The sequence below is a fragment of the Microbacterium sp. genome (assembly GCF_041641055.1).
In the GTDB taxonomy this organism is placed as follows: Bacteria; Actinomycetota; Actinomycetes; order Actinomycetales; family Microbacteriaceae; genus Microbacterium.
Genome location: NZ_JBEPZB010000006.1, coordinates 132,689 through 148,281 on the forward strand (window position 1 = coordinate 132,689; position 15,593 = coordinate 148,281).

12 protein-coding genes are annotated in these 15,593 nt (G+C 69.4%); 2 read left to right on the forward strand and 10 right to left on the reverse strand.

Annotation, left to right across the window (positions count from 1 at the left end):
* Positions 1-27: 27 nt before the first annotated feature.
* The 6 genes from ACESK8_RS06070 to ACESK8_RS06095 all read right to left on the reverse strand — a co-directional run bounded on the left by ACESK8_RS06070 (position 28) and on the right by ACESK8_RS06095 (position 9,682).
* On the reverse strand, positions 28-1,845 hold the full coding sequence (locus ACESK8_RS06070) for a sigma-70 family RNA polymerase sigma factor (protein WP_372967749.1): 1,818 nt from the start codon (positions 1,843-1,845) through the stop codon (positions 28-30).
* Between the two features lie 25 nt (positions 1,846-1,870).
* On the reverse strand, positions 1,871-3,709 hold the full coding sequence (locus ACESK8_RS06075; protein ID WP_372967750.1) for an RNA polymerase sigma factor: 1,839 nt from the start codon (positions 3,707-3,709) through the stop codon (positions 1,871-1,873).
* Positions 3,710-3,971: 262 nt separating this feature from the next.
* On the reverse strand, positions 3,972-4,577 hold the full coding sequence (locus ACESK8_RS06080; RefSeq protein WP_372967751.1) for a hypothetical protein: 606 nt from the start codon (positions 4,575-4,577) through the stop codon (positions 3,972-3,974).
* Positions 4,574-5,566 carry a class C sortase gene (locus ACESK8_RS06085; protein WP_372967752.1) on the reverse strand — a complete coding sequence of 331 codons (993 nt, stop codon included), beginning with the start codon at positions 5,564-5,566 and terminating at the stop codon, positions 4,574-4,576. Before ACESK8_RS06085 ends, ACESK8_RS06080 begins: the two co-directional genes overlap by 4 nt.
* 88 nt (positions 5,567-5,654) lie before the next feature.
* Positions 5,655-7,136: a SpaH/EbpB family LPXTG-anchored major pilin gene (locus tag ACESK8_RS06090; protein WP_372967753.1), complete on the reverse strand. Its 1,482-nt coding sequence runs from the start codon at positions 7,134-7,136 to the stop codon at positions 5,655-5,657.
* A gap of 68 nt (positions 7,137-7,204) precedes the next feature.
* Positions 7,205-9,682, reverse strand: coding sequence for a prealbumin-like fold domain-containing protein (locus tag ACESK8_RS06095; RefSeq protein WP_372967754.1), 2,478 nt, complete (start codon positions 9,680-9,682; stop codon positions 7,205-7,207).
* Positions 9,683-9,890: 208 nt separating this feature from the next.
* Here ACESK8_RS06095 and ACESK8_RS06100 point away from each other — a divergent pair, with 208 nt between their 5' ends.
* A complete protein-coding gene (locus ACESK8_RS06100; protein ID WP_372967755.1) occupies positions 9,891-10,538 on the forward strand; it encodes a LysE family translocator in 648 nt (215 codons plus the stop codon).
* Positions 10,539-10,549: 11 nt separating this feature from the next.
* Here the strand turns inward: ACESK8_RS06100 and ACESK8_RS06105 are convergent, their stop codons facing one another.
* From ACESK8_RS06105 to ACESK8_RS06120, 4 genes are all read right to left on the reverse strand, one after another.
* Positions 10,550-11,347, reverse strand: a complete 798-nt coding sequence (locus ACESK8_RS06105; protein ID WP_372967756.1) for a DUF1206 domain-containing protein — start codon at positions 11,345-11,347, stop codon at positions 10,550-10,552.
* Between the two features lie 79 nt (positions 11,348-11,426).
* The gene (locus tag ACESK8_RS06110) at positions 11,427-12,059 is read right to left on the reverse strand and encodes a GyrI-like domain-containing protein (RefSeq protein WP_372967757.1); all 633 of its coding nucleotides are present in this window, start codon (positions 12,057-12,059) and stop codon (positions 11,427-11,429) included.
* Between the two features lie 122 nt (positions 12,060-12,181).
* The gene (locus tag ACESK8_RS06115) at positions 12,182-13,045 is read right to left on the reverse strand and encodes a GyrI-like domain-containing protein (RefSeq protein WP_372967758.1); all 864 of its coding nucleotides are present in this window, start codon (positions 13,043-13,045) and stop codon (positions 12,182-12,184) included.
* Between the two features lie 103 nt (positions 13,046-13,148).
* Complete coding sequence (locus ACESK8_RS06120; protein ID WP_372967759.1) at positions 13,149-14,318, reverse strand: ROK family protein; 1,170 nt, start codon at positions 14,316-14,318, stop codon at positions 13,149-13,151.
* 86 nt (positions 14,319-14,404) lie between these two features.
* Here ACESK8_RS06120 and xylA point away from each other — a divergent pair, with 86 nt between their 5' ends.
* Entirely contained in the window at positions 14,405-15,592 is a 1,188-nt protein-coding gene (gene xylA / locus ACESK8_RS06125; protein ID WP_372967760.1) for a xylose isomerase, read from the forward strand.
* Position 15,593: the final 1 nt, after the last annotated feature.

Below are 15,593 nucleotides of genomic sequence, written 5' to 3' on the forward strand. Positions count from 1 at the left end.
GGTCACCCACGGCTCCGTCACACATGCTCAGGGAACCACGACGATCCGCTGCGGCGCTCCCAGACCGAGGTCTCCGGTGACCGGGTCGACGTAGCGCACCACGACGTCGTGGTGGCCGAGCGGCACGTCGAGCACCGTCGCGGTCGCGGACCCGGTGGTCGACAGCGCGTTCGTCGAGGACACGCCGCCGATCGTGACGGCGACGGTCGCACCCGCGATGCCCTGAAGCGTCACCTCGACATCGTCGGCTCGGCCATCGCCGTCCGCATCGCTACGGGTCGTGTGGATGTCGGAGGCGACGATGATCGGCACGGCGAACTCCCACGGCCCGACCGCATCGCTCGTGGTCTGCGCCCCCGTGAGGGGTGAGGTCTGTCTGGCCGAGATCGACATCCCCTGATACAGGCTGTCCGCATCCGGGCGCACCGAGAAGTCGCCGGCTCCATCGGCCGTCGTGGTCGCGATGACGGCCCCCGCGTCGTCGAGGATCTCGATCTGCGCGCCGGGGGTCGCCGTCCCCGTGATCTCCGGTGGCACCGCAGACGCTGCGGTCACCGGCCACACGATCGTCACGACACGCTCGAGCGGCTTCGGGATCACAGGGGCGGTCGGCCCCGACGCCGGCGGGATGCTCGGTCCGACCGGACCGGAGGGCACGCCCGGCACGGTCAGGAGGTCGGACAGGAGGTCGCGCGCGGGCGGGTCCTCCCTCTGTGGGACCAGCGGCGAGGGAGGCGTCGGTTCGGCGATCGGTGCAGGCTCGACGCTCGGTGCAGCTTCCGCCACCGGTGCAGGTTCTGCGACCGGTGCCGGCTCTGCGACCGGTGCCGGTTCTGCGACCGGTGCCGAGATCGACGACGGCGATTCGACGACGAGCGCCGACGACGTGCCTTCGTCGACCGGCGCGGCGTGACCGACGATCTGGGCGGCGACGGCCACGACGCCCACAGCGAGTGCCCCAGCCAGGATCACGCCCCCGGTCACGACGCCCCAACGGGTCGCTGTTCCTGCGGGGTCGACGGCAGCGTGTGCGGGCGCGGGACTGCCCGCCGAGTACGCCGCAGCCGCCGACCCGCCGAGGACCGCCGGCAGCAGCACAGCCCTGAGCTTGCTCGATGCCTGAGCCACCTCGGCGCTCGCCATGGTGCAGCGGCGACAGTCGGCGAGGTGCGCCTCGAAGCGCCGTCGGTCGGCGCGAGCGATCTGTCGCCTGCGCTCCTGAGCGACGATGCGCTCGCACGCCCAGCGGCACTCCGCATCCCTCCCCTCGTCCTTGATGTGCGCGTGGAGCCATGCGACCTTGAAGCCCTCGCGCGCCCGCGCGGCCAGCACCGACACGGCATTGGGCGTCATGCCCATGAGCGGAGCGATCTCTCGGGGCTTCATGCCCTCCACCTCGAGGTACCACAGCAGCGTCCGCCACCGCTCGGGCAGGTCCTTGAACGCGGTCGACAGCAGCGACCTGTCCGAGAGCAGGTCCAGGGAGTCCTCGGAGGCGTCGACCGGCAGGTCGTCGATGTACTCGAGGGGGATGTCCTTCTGCTTGCCTCCCCAGGTCGCCGCCGCGCTGCGGACTGCGGCGAAGAGATACGGGCGGAAGGCGTCGGTCGGACCACCGCCGTTCCGGATGGCGCTGAACGTCTTCGCGAACGCCTCGCTGACGAGATCCTCGGGGTCGATGGAGCTCGTGATGGCCCGAGCAGCGCGCTTGGCGGCGGGCGCATGGCGATCCCAGAGGACGCCGTACGCGCCACTGTCACCGGCTCGGGTGGCGATCACGAGCTGGTCGTCGCTCGCATCCCGGGCGATTCGAGTGCGGGTGGGGACGTGCGATGCGGTCGTCATGAGCCGTCCTGCCTGAGTGAGGGATTCATCCGGACCCGCCGTCCACGAGGACCGTCACGCCCGTCCGGCCCGTGAGCGGATCGATGTACCGCGCAGCGATGCACGAGGCGGGCGCCTCGAGCACGACGGGTTCGCCCTCGCGTCCGCCCGGAGGTGCGTGCAGCACGTGGGTGTCGCCGTCGGCCTCGACGATCTCGACCCACGCGCCACGCTCGACGCGGACCTGCGTGCAGCCGTGCGCCGCACTGTGCGCGCACTGTTCCGGTCCGGTGGTCGAGAGTTCGGGAGCGGCGAACCGGAGCGGCCCGACGGTCTCGGCCAGGCGTAGCGCCCCGGGTTCGGGTCCGCTCTCCGCGGTGCTCACCGTCATGCCCTGGTGCAGTCGAGCACCGGAGACGTCGAGCGAGAAGGTGCCGTCCTCCCCGACCGCCGTCGCGGCGAGCGTGGCGCCCGTCTCGTCGAAGGCGACGACGATGGCCCCCGGAAGACCGATGCCCTCGATGAGCGCAGGCACCAGCGAGTTCTGCGCGATGTTCCGGGTGATCTGGAGGACCATTCTGCGCTGAGCGTCGTACGCGGACTCCGACTCCTCCGTCCCGGGCTCCGAATCCGTCGGCTGCGGGGCTGGAGTCGAGGTCGATGCCGGCGCTGGTGCTGCAGGGGCTGGCGCCGGATTCGGAACGTGCCGGTCGCTCTCGATATCCAGCGGGACGTGCCGCAGCTCGTCGGCATCCGTTCGCTCGGTGTGGTGCTGCTCGGACGACTCGGCCGGGGGCGGCGTGATCGGAGTCGCCGCGGGTGGGGCATCGGAATCGAGCCGATCGCCCGGCGCGGGGGACTGCGCGTGGATGACGGGAGCATCGTCCGACTCGGGGGGCGCCGCAGGAGCGCCGAGGACGCTCCCGGCGAGGACGACGGATGCCGTGACCACGATCGCAGCTGCGGCGAGGGCGATGACGCCGCCGATCGGGACCGCGACGGAGGCCGCGGCATGCGACCCGGTGACGGCGGCACCCACTGCCGAGGCTCCGGCCGCTCCACCCGCCGCCGATGCCGTATCCGGTGCACCCACGTACACCCCGGCGGCCGCCCCGCCGAGCAGCGCAGCCGGGAGGATGAACCTCAGTCGATGCGTGAGGTCGTCGATCTCCGCCGCGACGATCCGACAGCCGCGACACTCGGCGAGATGCGCTCGGAATCGCGTCGCGTCGCCGCCGCGAGTGGACGGCCCCCGCCGCGACACCAGATGTCCGCAGAACCAGCGGCACTCCTCCGATCGTGAGGGGTCGTGGATGTGAGCCTCCAACCACGCGCGTCGGAAGCTATCGCGCGCACGATGAGCCAGCGCGGACACGGCGTTGGGCGTGATCCCCATCAGCGGGGCGAGTTCTCGCGGCTTCATCCCCTCGACCTCGAGGTACCAGAGCAGCGTCCGGTGGCGGGTCGACAGAGTGGTGAAGACCGCCGCCACGCTCGACTGCTCTGCCATCCGCTCGATGGGGTCGACGAAGTCAGGGGCGAGGTCCGCTTCGGCCACGACCTCGATCGAGACCGTGCGGGCCGCGCGCCCCCAGCGGACGGCCGTGTTGCGCAGCACGGCGAACAGGTAGGGGCGGAAGACGTCGCGTGGGCCGCCTCCGGCCTTGGTCACTCGGAGGATCGATGCGAAGGCCTCACTGACGAGGTCGTCGGGTTCGGTCGTCGGCGCGATCGCTTTCGCGGCGCGATGTGCAGCGGCGACGTGACGGCGCCAGAGCAGGGCGAAGTCGCCGATGTCGCCCGTGCGCACGGCAGCGAGGATCTGCTCGTCGGACGGCTCGGGCGGCAGCTCGCCCTCGCTGTCGGTCCTCGTCGATGCGTTCATGCGATGCCGATCTCGGATGACCACCGTGTCACCCGTGCCGCGGAGCGCGCGGCGGACGGAAGCGGGACGAGGCGTTGGGGGCGCCTCGTCCCGTCGACTCTCGTGAGGGTCGAATCCGCCGGACGGGATTCGGCCGGGGAGGAACGAATCACGCGAAGCGGGGCGCCGGCCGGGTGACCGACGCGAGGCCTGGGGCCATATCTACAGGACCCGGGCACTCCGGAATCGTGACGGGGATCGAGCAACTTTCTCCCCGCGACGCTCATCGGTCGCCCTCCGAGGAGGACTCCGCGGGCGCGAGCGCGAGGAACCGCATCCTGTTCTCGCCGTAGAAGCAGGTCTGGACCATGAACTCACCCGACATCCCGACGAGCGCGTCGATGTTCGACCACTTCGGCGTATGACGCTCCTCGACCACCTCGTACACCGTGTCGGAACCCGCCACACTGACCCGCTGGCCGAGCTCCCAGCCGAGGATGACGTCGCCGCCGCAGTTGTTGTGGGCGGCGAACAGCGGGGGGACGCCCTCGATCCGGTACGTGATCATCTCGGTGAACGTCCCGTCGCAGTGGTCGAGTTCGACCATCCCGCCTTCGCCGCCGAGCCGGATCTCCGGCAGCTCGTCAGGCGCCAGCAGCTGATGCAGCTGCTCCTGCACCGCGACCTTGATGTCGCCCGTGGTCCGGTCGACCAGGTCGGGCGCGAACACCGACGCGCCCAGGAACACCGCCCCGAGCGTCACCAGCGCGATGCTGGTCGGCAGCAGTGGCGTCAGACGTCTGCGCACGCGACGGGCGGCCCTCGGGCTGTCGTCCACCGGAGGCGAGTCCTCGGTGACGACCGGTGTCGTACGAACGTCCGTCGTCATGATCCCGTCCGTCCCTCGAGGTGCGTGGTCCGGCGCGTCGCGCCCCGTCGACGGGCCCGCCGAGCAGATGCACGGGACGGGCGCGACCGGCGTGGGGTGAGGATGACGACGGTGAGCGCAGAAACGCCGATCACGAGCAGCGCCCACCAGGGGAACCCGGCGGGGTCCGTCGTGTCGGCGATCGTGGTGACGCCGGAGGCCTCCGCGGGGGCCTCGACGCGCTCCGCCCGCACCAGGAGGCGATGCGTGTTGACCCCGGTGGGCGTGCACGTCACGAGCGTGATGTAGTCCTTGCCCGGCACCTGGCGAAGCGCCTCCGTGTCATCCGGCAGCACCGTGTCGATCTGATCGACCTCGTAGTAGAGGTCCTCGCCGAGGGTCGTCACGATGATGACGTCACCGGGCACGAGCTGGTCGATGTCATCGAACAGCGTCGCCTGCACGAATCCGTTGTGACCGGTCAGCACCGCATGGGTTCCAGCCCCGCCCACGGGCAGCGACGACCCGTAGAGGTGTCCGATCCCCCGGGACAGCGTCTTCTCATCGGTTCCGTGGAAGATCGGCAGATCGACGTGGATCCGAGGGATCCGCACGCGCGACATCGCGTCGGTCCCGTCGAGGTGGAGCGTGTCGAAGTATGCCGAGGCGCCCTCGCCGATCGCCGTCTGCTGCCCGTCGGCGCCGAGTGCGTACGGGTCGCGCAGCGGACCGGCAGGGAGGTCCTGGTTGTATGCCTGCGCCTCGGCGAGCATCTCCGAGATCGCCCCCTCGGGCGCCTGCTCGATCGACTGCACATATCCGTCGACATCCGTGTCGTGGCTCCACGCGGAGAACCAGGATGCGGCCGTCGGGTACACGAGCACCACGATCCCCGCCGTCGCGATGAGCATGACGATGGTCTGACTCCACCCCCAGCGAGCGCGCTGTGCGCGGTCGGTCGACGGAGGCGGCGCGGGGGCATCCGGAGAGGCGGTGTCGAGAAGGGTCATCAGGGCTTTCGGGGTGGGGGGGTGGAACGCGAATGGGCCGTGCGGGGGAAGGAACCTCTTCACCTCCCCCGCACGGCCGGTCTGCGGCTTACGCCTCGATGGCGGCCTTGCGGCGGCTGCGGATGGCGAGCAGGACCGCTCCACCGAGCAGCAGCACTCCGCCGGCGATGAACAGCGTGGTGCCGGCGCCACCGGTCAGCGGCAGCTTGAATCCGGCGTTGGAGGGCACGTTCACGACCTCGAGGTCGACGCCGACGGCGGTGGTGGCTGCGGTGACGGTGAACTCGATCGGCTCGGCGAGGAGCTCGAACCCGTCGGGCGCGACGATCTCGGCGAGCCAGTACGTCTGGTACCCGGCTTCGCCCGCGGCGACTGCGGCGTTGTTCGCCCAGTCGGAGTAGCGCAGACCCGAGACGGTGACGGTGCCGTCAGCAGCGACGGCGAACTCCGTCGCGCCGCCGAGCGCGATCGCGTTGGTGCCGTCCACGGCATCCTGCTGGGTCGGGTACACCGAGAACACGGCACCGGTCAGCGATGCACCGGCCTTGTCGGTCTTCTCGATCGTGATGTCGCCCCACTTGGTGATGACCTCGGGGGTCACCGTGGGGCCGCCGGGCTCACCGGGGGTGACGGTGAAGGATCCGAGGTTCGGGTACAGCACCGCCGTGTTGGCGATCTCGCCGACCTCGTTCACGGCCGCCGTGATGACGACCTGGACCTCGGTGGTGCTGTGCGCGGCGAGGACTGCGCGGCCGGCGGCCGTGAACTCGACGGTCACGGCGTTGGTGGCCGGGTCGTGCGTGATCGTGTAGTCGGCCGCGGCGAGCGCCGTGCCGTCAGCGAGGGTGACGGCAGCACTCACGTAGTCGAGCTTGCTGTCGAGCGTGTCGACCACCTTGTAGCCGTCGATGACCTCGACGTTGGGGATGTCAGCGGTGATCGTGAAGTCGATCTCGTCGCCGAGCTTCACGTCGGCCGAGTCCTCGACGGTCTTCGTCGCGGCGGTGAGAGCGTTCTTCGGGTAGACGTGCACGTCGTAGAGCCATGCGTCGTCATCGGCCGGGTCGGTGAGCGGCACCGTCACGAGGAACGGAGCGACTCCGGTGGAGCCCGCAAGCGGCGAGGTCTCGACCACGAAGTAGACGCCGAGGTCGAGGTCGGTCAGTGCGATCTCGCCGTTCGCGTCCGTCAGCGTCTCGCCACCGACGGCGCTGGCGGTGTAGCCGGCCGCGGTGATGTCGGCGACGCTGTCCGGGTCAAGGTCGGCGAGATCGCTCGCATCGATCCAGCCCTGGTTGCTCGTGAGATCGATGGTGTCGACCTTGTAGACCGTGAAGCCGACGCCCGCGAGCGGCGGCAGTGCCACGTTCTGTTCGGTTCCGTCATTCGGCAGACCTGTGGGGGTCTCCGGCGCCTCGTACTTGTGGATCGTCAGCGATCCCACGGCGTCGGGGTCGACGAGGTTGGGCGTCGCCGCACTCGCGGGAGCCGACAGGGCCAGTGCGGCGATGCCTGCGACGAGCAGGCCGGCCGCGACGCGGGAACCGCGTGGGGTGTTCGGAGTGTTCACTGTGTCTCTCTCTCGGTGGCCAGGTCTCCCTGGCAGGTGTTCAGCTGGTGATGGTCGGGTCGTGCAGATCAGCCCTGCGGATCGTGCGTCTCTGCGCGGACACGTCGACGGCGGATGCGGAAGGCCAATCCACCGGCGAGCAGGACGGTGAGGGAGCCCGCGAGGAGGTAGGGCGCGGGCCCTGATCCTCCGGTCGTCGGAAGGAGCATCGCGGGGACATCGCGCACGGTGATGAGCTGTCCGGCGGCGGTGACGGATTCGCCTCCGCCCGAGACGATGCTCACGGTGCGGTCGGCGTTGATGACGAACTTCACCGGAGCGGCCAGCAGCGCGAATCCGTCGGGCGCGGTCACTTCGCTCAGCCAGTAGGTGCCCGCCGGGATGCCGTCGATCTGGAACAGTCCGGTCTCGACGTCGTCGAGCGTGAAGGGAAGCGTCGTGCCCGGCTCGCCGTTCACGTCGTCGAGGATCGCGAAGGACGAGCCGTCCATGCGCACCCACGTGTCGTCGCTCGACTCACCGATCTTCTCGATCTGCAGCGGGATCCGGAACGCCTCTACCGGCGTTCGGGTGCTGTCGTCATTGGAGCGCACGGGCCCGCCGTCGGGATCGGTGCCGGTCGAGTGGGCCGTGTTCAGAACCTCTCCCGCATCGACGTCGGCCTGCGTGAGGACGTACGGGGCGTTCGCGACGCAATGTGCGATCTGGGTCGGTGCGATCGTGGTCGGAGCGCAGGTCACCGTGATGCCGCGCTGCGTGAGCCGGTCGTCGACCACGGTGATTCCTGCGACCGTGACGTTGCCGGTGTTGGTGACGTCGAAGGCGTACCGGAGGTGGTCGCCGAGCCCCGTTGCCCCGTCCTGGTCGACATCGACGATCGACGCCGTCTTGTCGAGCAGCAGTGCCGGAGTCCACACGGCGGGGATGATCTCGTCGTCGGTGTCGGTGACGTTCGGGCCCGTGACCGGAGTGCCCGTGGCACGCGCCACGTTCGTCAGCGGTGCGTTGTCGAGGTCGCCCTGCTGCACGACATAGGTCGCCGTGCAGGTCAGCTTCGCCCCGCTCGCGAGCGTGACGGGGGCGGGCTTGTCGCACACCAGAGTGCTGATGTCGCCGATACCCGAGAACGAGTCCTCGGTGATCTTCACATTGGTGAGGCTGGTGTTCGCGACCGTGTTCGTGACCGCCTTCGGAGTGGTGTTGGTGGCGACGAACGTGTACGTGGCGATGTCCCCGACGGAGTCGTAGTCGGCGATGTTCGAGGTCTTCACCAGGTCGATGGACGGCTTGATGAACTCGACCGATGCGTTCTGGGGTGGGTTCAGATTCGTCGTGATGTTCGCGGGCCCGTTGACGAAGGTGCCGTTGACCGTCGACGTCACGTCCACGGTGATCGTGCAGGACGCCTGGTTGAGGGCGAGGTCGCCGCCGCTGACGGAGACTGTCGTGCCGCCGGCCGGCGCCGTGACCGCGTACGGGGCGCCGGTGCGCTGGACGCAGGTGCCGCCGACATTCGGCACGGCCGCGATCTTCAGATTGGTCGGAAGGGCATCCGTGATGAACCAGTCGTTCTTGGCCATCAGGTCGTTCGTGTTCGTGACCGTCAGCGTCATCTTCGAGGTCGAGCCGGTGGTGACCACCGCCGGGCTGAACGCCTTGTCGAGCTGGGGCGTCACGTCGACGATCTGCGGCAGATCGAAGGCGACGTCGTTGCCCGATCCCGTCGCGGTCGCGTTGAACAGCGAGAGTCCGAGGTTCGCGGTCGTCCCCACCGGCACCTGGTACGCCGCGGACTGGAGCTTCGCCGTCTGGGTCTCCCAGACCGTGCTGTTGGTGCACGGATTGAGGCCGGCGCTGAGCACGGTCGGCGTGCCGTTCACGATGAGGCTGAAGGTCTCCTTCGGCTGGTTCGCACCCCCCGCCGCAGGGCAGTTGACAGCGGCGAAGTAGGCGGACACCGCGTAGTAGTGCCCGCCGACGGCGGGGATCGTGTTGACGGTGCGGAACTGGGTTCCGGCGGCGATGGCACCGGTCGGCGAGTTCGTGTACGACGTCAGCACCTGATTCGTCGCGGCCTGGGCCGTCGTCTGTCCCTGGGCCACACCGAGTGCGCGCGCCATCTGCTGCAGCCCCGGCCAGGTCGTCGTGGCGTTGTTGGCGCAACCCAGGTCGCTGACCGGCACGGTCGGCGTCGCGCCGCTCATGACCCAGCCGTTGCACTGGTTGCCCGCGGGCGTGTACTGCGTCGATGCCGTGTACGTCGAGTTCGCGGCCGCCGGTCCACCGGTGTAGTTGAGGATGCTGATCGGCACCAATGCGGCACTCTGGTTCGAGAAGTTCTCGGTGTAGACGGGCGTACCGGGCTGCGGCGTCCCCGGAGTCCCCGGCACCGTGGCCGCGGCCGTCATGCCCGAGTCGGGAGCGAAGGTCGTTCCGGCCACCAGCACGCCCGCGACGGCGAGAAGGCCGAGCAGCCGCGTGATCGCCCGTCGACGAGCGGCAGCAGTGCGGGGTGGCGTCCCCCGTCGATGTGAGCGAGTGCTCATGTGCGTCCCGATTCCGGCGATCCTCCGCCCGCCGTGTACGACGAGACGGCGATGCGATCGCCTGTCCCCAAAATTGCGTCCAGTCCCCAGTGCAAGACAGGTGGCCGAGGCTGCCCGTCATATATCCAGACTCGAGTGGGGGAGTTTTATGACGGGGGCACCGATATTCCGTTGATCGGATCGTGTCGGGGAGCCGTAGGCTCACAGCATGTTCAGCATCGAGACCCTCGCCGCCTTCGTCGTGGCGGCGTTCATCATGGTCGTGATCCCCGGGCCGACGGTGCTGTTCACCATCGGAAGGGCGATGGCGCTCGGCCGCATGGGCGGGTTCCTCAGCATCCTGGGCACCGCGCTCGGTTCGATCGTGCTGGTGGTCGGGGTCGCTCTGGGGGTCGGAACCGTCGTCGCTCAGTCGATCGTCCTCTTCACCATCGTGAAGGTGCTGGGCGCCGGATACCTGGTCTTCCTCGGCATCCAGGCGATCAGGCATCGGAGGGATGCGGCGGCCGCAGTGGCCGGCGCTCCGCAGAAGCGGTCCGGTGTCCGTCTGCTCGGCGAAGGGTTCGTCGTCGGGGTCACGAACCCGAAATCGATCGCCTTCTTCCTCGCGATCCTGCCCCAGTTCGTCGACCTGCACGCGGGCTCGGTGCCGATGCAGCTGTTCGTCCTGGGCGCGATCGTGGTCGCGATCGGGGTCTCGTGCGACGCCGTCTGGGTGCTCCTCGCGAGCGGCGCACGCGAGTGGTTCGGCCGCTCACCTCGCCGCCTCGAGGCGATGAGCGCCACCGGCGGCGGGCTGATGATCGGACTCGGAGCGTTCCTGCTCGTGTGGAGCGAGAAGCCGGCGACCGCCTGAGCCGCGGCGCCTCACATCCGGGCGAAGCGCGCCCGGACGAAGGAGAAGACGCCGTAGATCGCGAGGCCCACTCCGACGAGCCAGAGGATCGCGCGCCCCAGCGGCAGATCGATGAGGCTGCGCAGCGCGGCATCCAGTCCCGCCGCCTTCTGCGGGTCCTGCGTCCACGCCGCGACGATGAAGAGCACTCCCGTGACCGCCACCGCCACACCCTTCGCGATGTAGCCGGCGACGCCGAGACCGACGATCGCCGGTCGCGACGCCCCCTCGGGCACGTCCATGGTCTTCTCGAATCCGCGGGTGAATCCGATCACGATGAAGCCGATGCCCACCCCGCCCACGGTGAGACCGAGGATGATGAGCGCCACCACGCCGCCGGGCGCCGCGAGCACGACGGCGCTCAGGGTCTGCGAGGTCTGCTCCGATTCGACGTGCCCGCCGAATGCGAAGATCAGCGCCAGCCCGGCGATCACGAGGTATGCGGCCGCGATGCCGATCAGCTTGATCCGCATCCCCCACTTGCGGGCCTCCTTGCCCGCAGCGAGCAGTCCGCTCGCGATCTGCCAGCCGGCGAGCGCGATCAGCGCGACAGCGATCACACCGAGCAGGAGTCCGCCGACGGGCGTCGAGCGGATCTGCTCCATCGCGCCGTCCTGATCGGCATCCCCGCCGCCGCCCGAGGCGATGGACACTGCGATGGCACCGATGATGATGTGCACGATCCCGACGACCACGAAGCCGGCGCGTGCGATACGGCGGAAGGAATCGGAGCGCTGCGCCGTGCGCGCGGCGTCCTTGGGGGTACTCATCTGTGCAGGATATCGACCGCGAGGATCTTCCTCAGGGGGCTTGCGCGACACGAGGTCGGAACGCAATGGACATCAGGAGTCAGACGACGCGCTCGACCGGCTGTCGCAGGATCGTGCGCAGCTTCGACGCATCGACCCGTCGGACGTCGCTGAGATAGACCTCGTGGTGCAGACCCGTCATCCGCAGTCCGCTCTCGGGGATGAATCCGTGGTGCAACCTCTCGAGCACCGGCGCCTCGTCGTCGTACGAGCCGACATGCAGCGTCTGCACGCAGAGCCCCTCGGCGAGGGTCTCCAGTCGCACCGAGCGCAGCGATGACGAGGACTTCTTCTTCGCGGTGAGCTTCGCCTCGACCGTGTCGACCGCCGACGCGAACATCGCGGGGGTGACATGGTCGGGGACCAGGATCATGAGCGTCCACAGCCAGGCCGACTTGTCGCGCCGCGAGGTGAACGACTCCATGTCGGGGGCGTGCCAGAGCCCCTCCAGCGGCATGACGACCGTGTCGATGCCCAGCTGCTCCCTGCTCGCGAACTTCAGGGTGTACGCGATCGGGAAGAGCGCGGCGACCGCGTCCGCATACGCAGGCGAGCTGTTCGGGTCGCCGGCGCCGTCGATCATCAGGTACTGCATCGGGGGGACATCGAGGACGCGGAACTCGCCCGCCTTCGCCCGATACGCATCGATCGTCTTCTTCGGATCGATCGCCATCGTGTCTCCTTCTCCCGGGCGGACCGCAGCGGACCGTCGCCGAACCGCAGGCTGTCGGCACAGTGTGGCACGGACGCCCGACATCGAGTGGCGGCGCGTCTCGCGCCGCCACTCGACCGGGTTCAGGCCGGTTCGATCGCCAGCCGCAGTTCGCACGACGCGTGTATGCCGGTGAACTCGAGATAGCGGACGATCGACGGCCCCGGGCGCAGTCGCCACGAATTGGACGGGAACCATTCGGTCGCCGTCGCCGCCCAGAGGCTCTGCAGCGTCTCGGGGAACGGACCGGTGGCGGCGAAGACCGCCCATGCCCCCGGCTCCACCCGCAGGACGTCGAGATCCGTCGGCACCGGCGTCGTCGGCCGCAGCGAGACGCCGTGCAGATACGTCAGCTCGGTGCCCTCCGGGGCGTCGGGAGCGACGTCGGCGGTCACGGCGAGGATGCCGCGCAGCTCCGTATCGTTCAGCTGCTTGAGCCTGGAGTGCTCCTGCGGCGGGATCGAGGCGATATGGGCCTGGATATGCGGATTCGCTCCCTCATGGATGAGCGGAACCCGTGCGGCGTGGCCGACGAGGACCAGTTCGGGGGTGGTGGTGATGGTGACGTCCATCGGGATGCTCCCTTCGACGCTCAGGCGGAACCGGAGCGTGGGTTGTGTGCGGAGAGGACCCCCGTCTCGTCGCGCGTCGGCGGGACCGATGCCGTGCACGGCACGGAACGCCCGACCGAACGCCTCGATCGAGCCGTATCCGTGGCGCACCGCGACATCCAGGATGTGCGGGGCCCCGGCTGCGAGCTCCGCACCGGCGAGGGTCATCCGCCGACGACGGACGTACTCCGACAGCGGCATGCCCGCCAGCGCGGAGAACATCCGCCGCAGGTGGTACTCGGTCGTGCCGTGCGCGCGGGCGAACCCGCCGACGTCGAGGTCCTCCGCTCGGTCGGTCTCGACGAGATCGACCAGGGCGTTGAGCGTTCCGATCATGGGATCCTCCTTTCCTGACCATCGTGCCGACCGCGCAGGGCCACCCACCCGACTTCTCCGGTCCGATCCGATCATCCTCGCGAGAGGATCAGCTCCGCGAGGATCAGCTGCGCTCGCCCGGATCCGCGAGCAGGTCGGCGAAAGCCAGTTCCGCCGCACCGATCAGCAGACGGTCGGCGCCCAGGGCCGCCTGCCGGATCTGCAGCCCTTCGGCGCTCTCGGCCATGGCGAGATCGCCGACGGCATCCGCGATCTGCGCACCGCGCAGCTCCACGAGGGTCGCGAGGAACCCTCCGAGCACGATGAGTGCGGGGTTGAGCACGTTCACAGCGTTCGCGAGCGCGCTCGCGAGCACGTGCGACTGCCGGGTGATCTCTTCGGTGACCGTCGACGACTCGGCCGCAGACAGCGCGGTGTCGAGCGTCTCGTCGTCAGCAGCCTCCAGGCCCACCGCGTCGAGCAGCAGCCGACGGCTCACCTCCGCCTCCAGCACGCCGTCGGCGGTGCGGCGGTCCTCGTCGGCGGAGATGCGCGGGCGGTTCTGGCCGAACTCCCCGGCGTATCCGCCGGCGCCGGCGACCGGCCGACCGTGGATGACGAGACCGCCGCCGATGCCCGACGCCCCGCCGTTGAGGTAGACGATGTCGTCGATGCCACGGCCGGCGCCGTACCGGTGCTCCGCGATGGCTCCGAGGGTCGCATCGTTGTCGACGACCGTCGGCAGCGAGGTCGCGGTCGCAACGAGCTCGGCCAGCGGCACGTCGGCCCATTCGAGGTGAGGGGCGTTGCGCACCACTCCGTCGGAGGAGCGGACGAGCCCCGGCACCGCGATCCCGATCGCTTCGACCCGGGAACCGGCGAGCGGACCGCGTCGCCAGGCGGCGATCCGATCGACGATCGTCGCGGCCACGGCGTCGGGAGTGGGCAGCGCCTCGTTCAGCAGGCGCTCGCGGACGAGGATGCTGCGGTCGAGCCCCACCGCGGCGATCTCGATCGCATCCACCTCGGGGTTCACCGCGACGGCGACGACCTGCGCCGACGCCGTCACGACGGGAGACGGTCGTCCGACGCGACCCGCGACATCGGGGACACGCTCGTCGACGAGCCCCCGCCGCACCAGCTCTGCCACGAGGTCGGCGATGGTCGAGCGATTCAGTCCCGTGCGCTCGGTCAGCGCCGCTCTGGACTGCGCGCCGTCCTCGTGCACGAGGCGCAGGACACGCGCGAGATTGTTCGCACGGGTGCCCGGTGCGGGAGTCGGCGAGGACGGCATCCCTTCACTGTAAGGGCTGGACGACCCCCGTGTCATGAGATATGTTGTGAAGCACAACTTATCCGATGACCTGCACAGGAGCAGCCATGCCCACTCCCACTCGCGACGACAAGTTCTCCTTCGGCCTCTGGACCGTCGGCTACAACGGCGCAGACCCGTTCGGCGGACCGACGAGGCCCGCACTCGACGTGGTGCACGCCGTCGAGAAGCTCGCCGAGCTCGGGGCCTACGGCCTGACCTTCCACGACGACGACCTCTTCGCCTTCGGGTCGACGGATGCCGAGCGCCAGAGCCAGATCGACCGCCTGAAGGGCGCACTCGCCGACACGGGTCTCGTCGTGCCGATGGTGACCACCAATCTGTTCAGCGCACCGATCTTCAAGGACGGCGGCTTCACCTCGAACGACCGCGATGTGCGCCGCTACGCCCTTCGCAAGGTGTTCCGCCAGCTCGACCTCGGCGCCGAACTGGGCGCCAAGACGTTCGTGATGTGGGGTGGCCGCGAGGGAGCGGAGTACGACTCCGCCAAGGACATCCGTCAGGCTCTGGAACGCTACCGCGAGGCCGTCAACCTGCTCGGCGACTACGTGACCGACAAGGGATACGACATCCGCTTCGCGATCGAGCCGAAGCCCAACGAGCCCCGCGGCGACATCCTGCTGCCGACGCTCGGGCACGCGATCGCGTTCATCGACTCGCTCGAGCGTCCGGAACTGGTCGGGGTGAACCCCGAGGTCGGCCACGAGCAGATGGCCGGGCTCAACTTCACCGCCGGCATCGCGCAGGCGCTGTTCCACGGCAAGCTCTTCCACATCGACCTCAACGGCCAGCGCGGCATCAAGTACGACCAGGACCTCGTGTTCGGCCACGGCGACCTGCACAACGCGTTCTCGCTCGTCGATCTGCTCGAGAACGGAGGCCCCGGTGGCGTGCCCGCCTACGACGGCCCCCGCCACTTCGACTACAAGCCGAGCCGCACCGAAGACGAGAACGGCGTCTGGGAGTCCGCCGCAGCCAACATGCGCACCTACCTGCTGCTCAAGGAGCGCGCCGCGGCGTTCCGCGCCGACCCCGAGGTGCAGGAGGCGCTCGCCGCCGCCCGCGTCGATGAGCTCTCGACGCCGACTCTCAATCCGGGTGAGACGTACGACGACTTCCTCGCCGACCGCTCGGCCTACGAGGACTTCGACGCGGACGCCTACTTCGGCGGCAAGGGCTTCGGCTTCGTCCGCCTGCAGCAGCTCGCCACCGAGCACCTGCTCGGCGCTCGCTGAC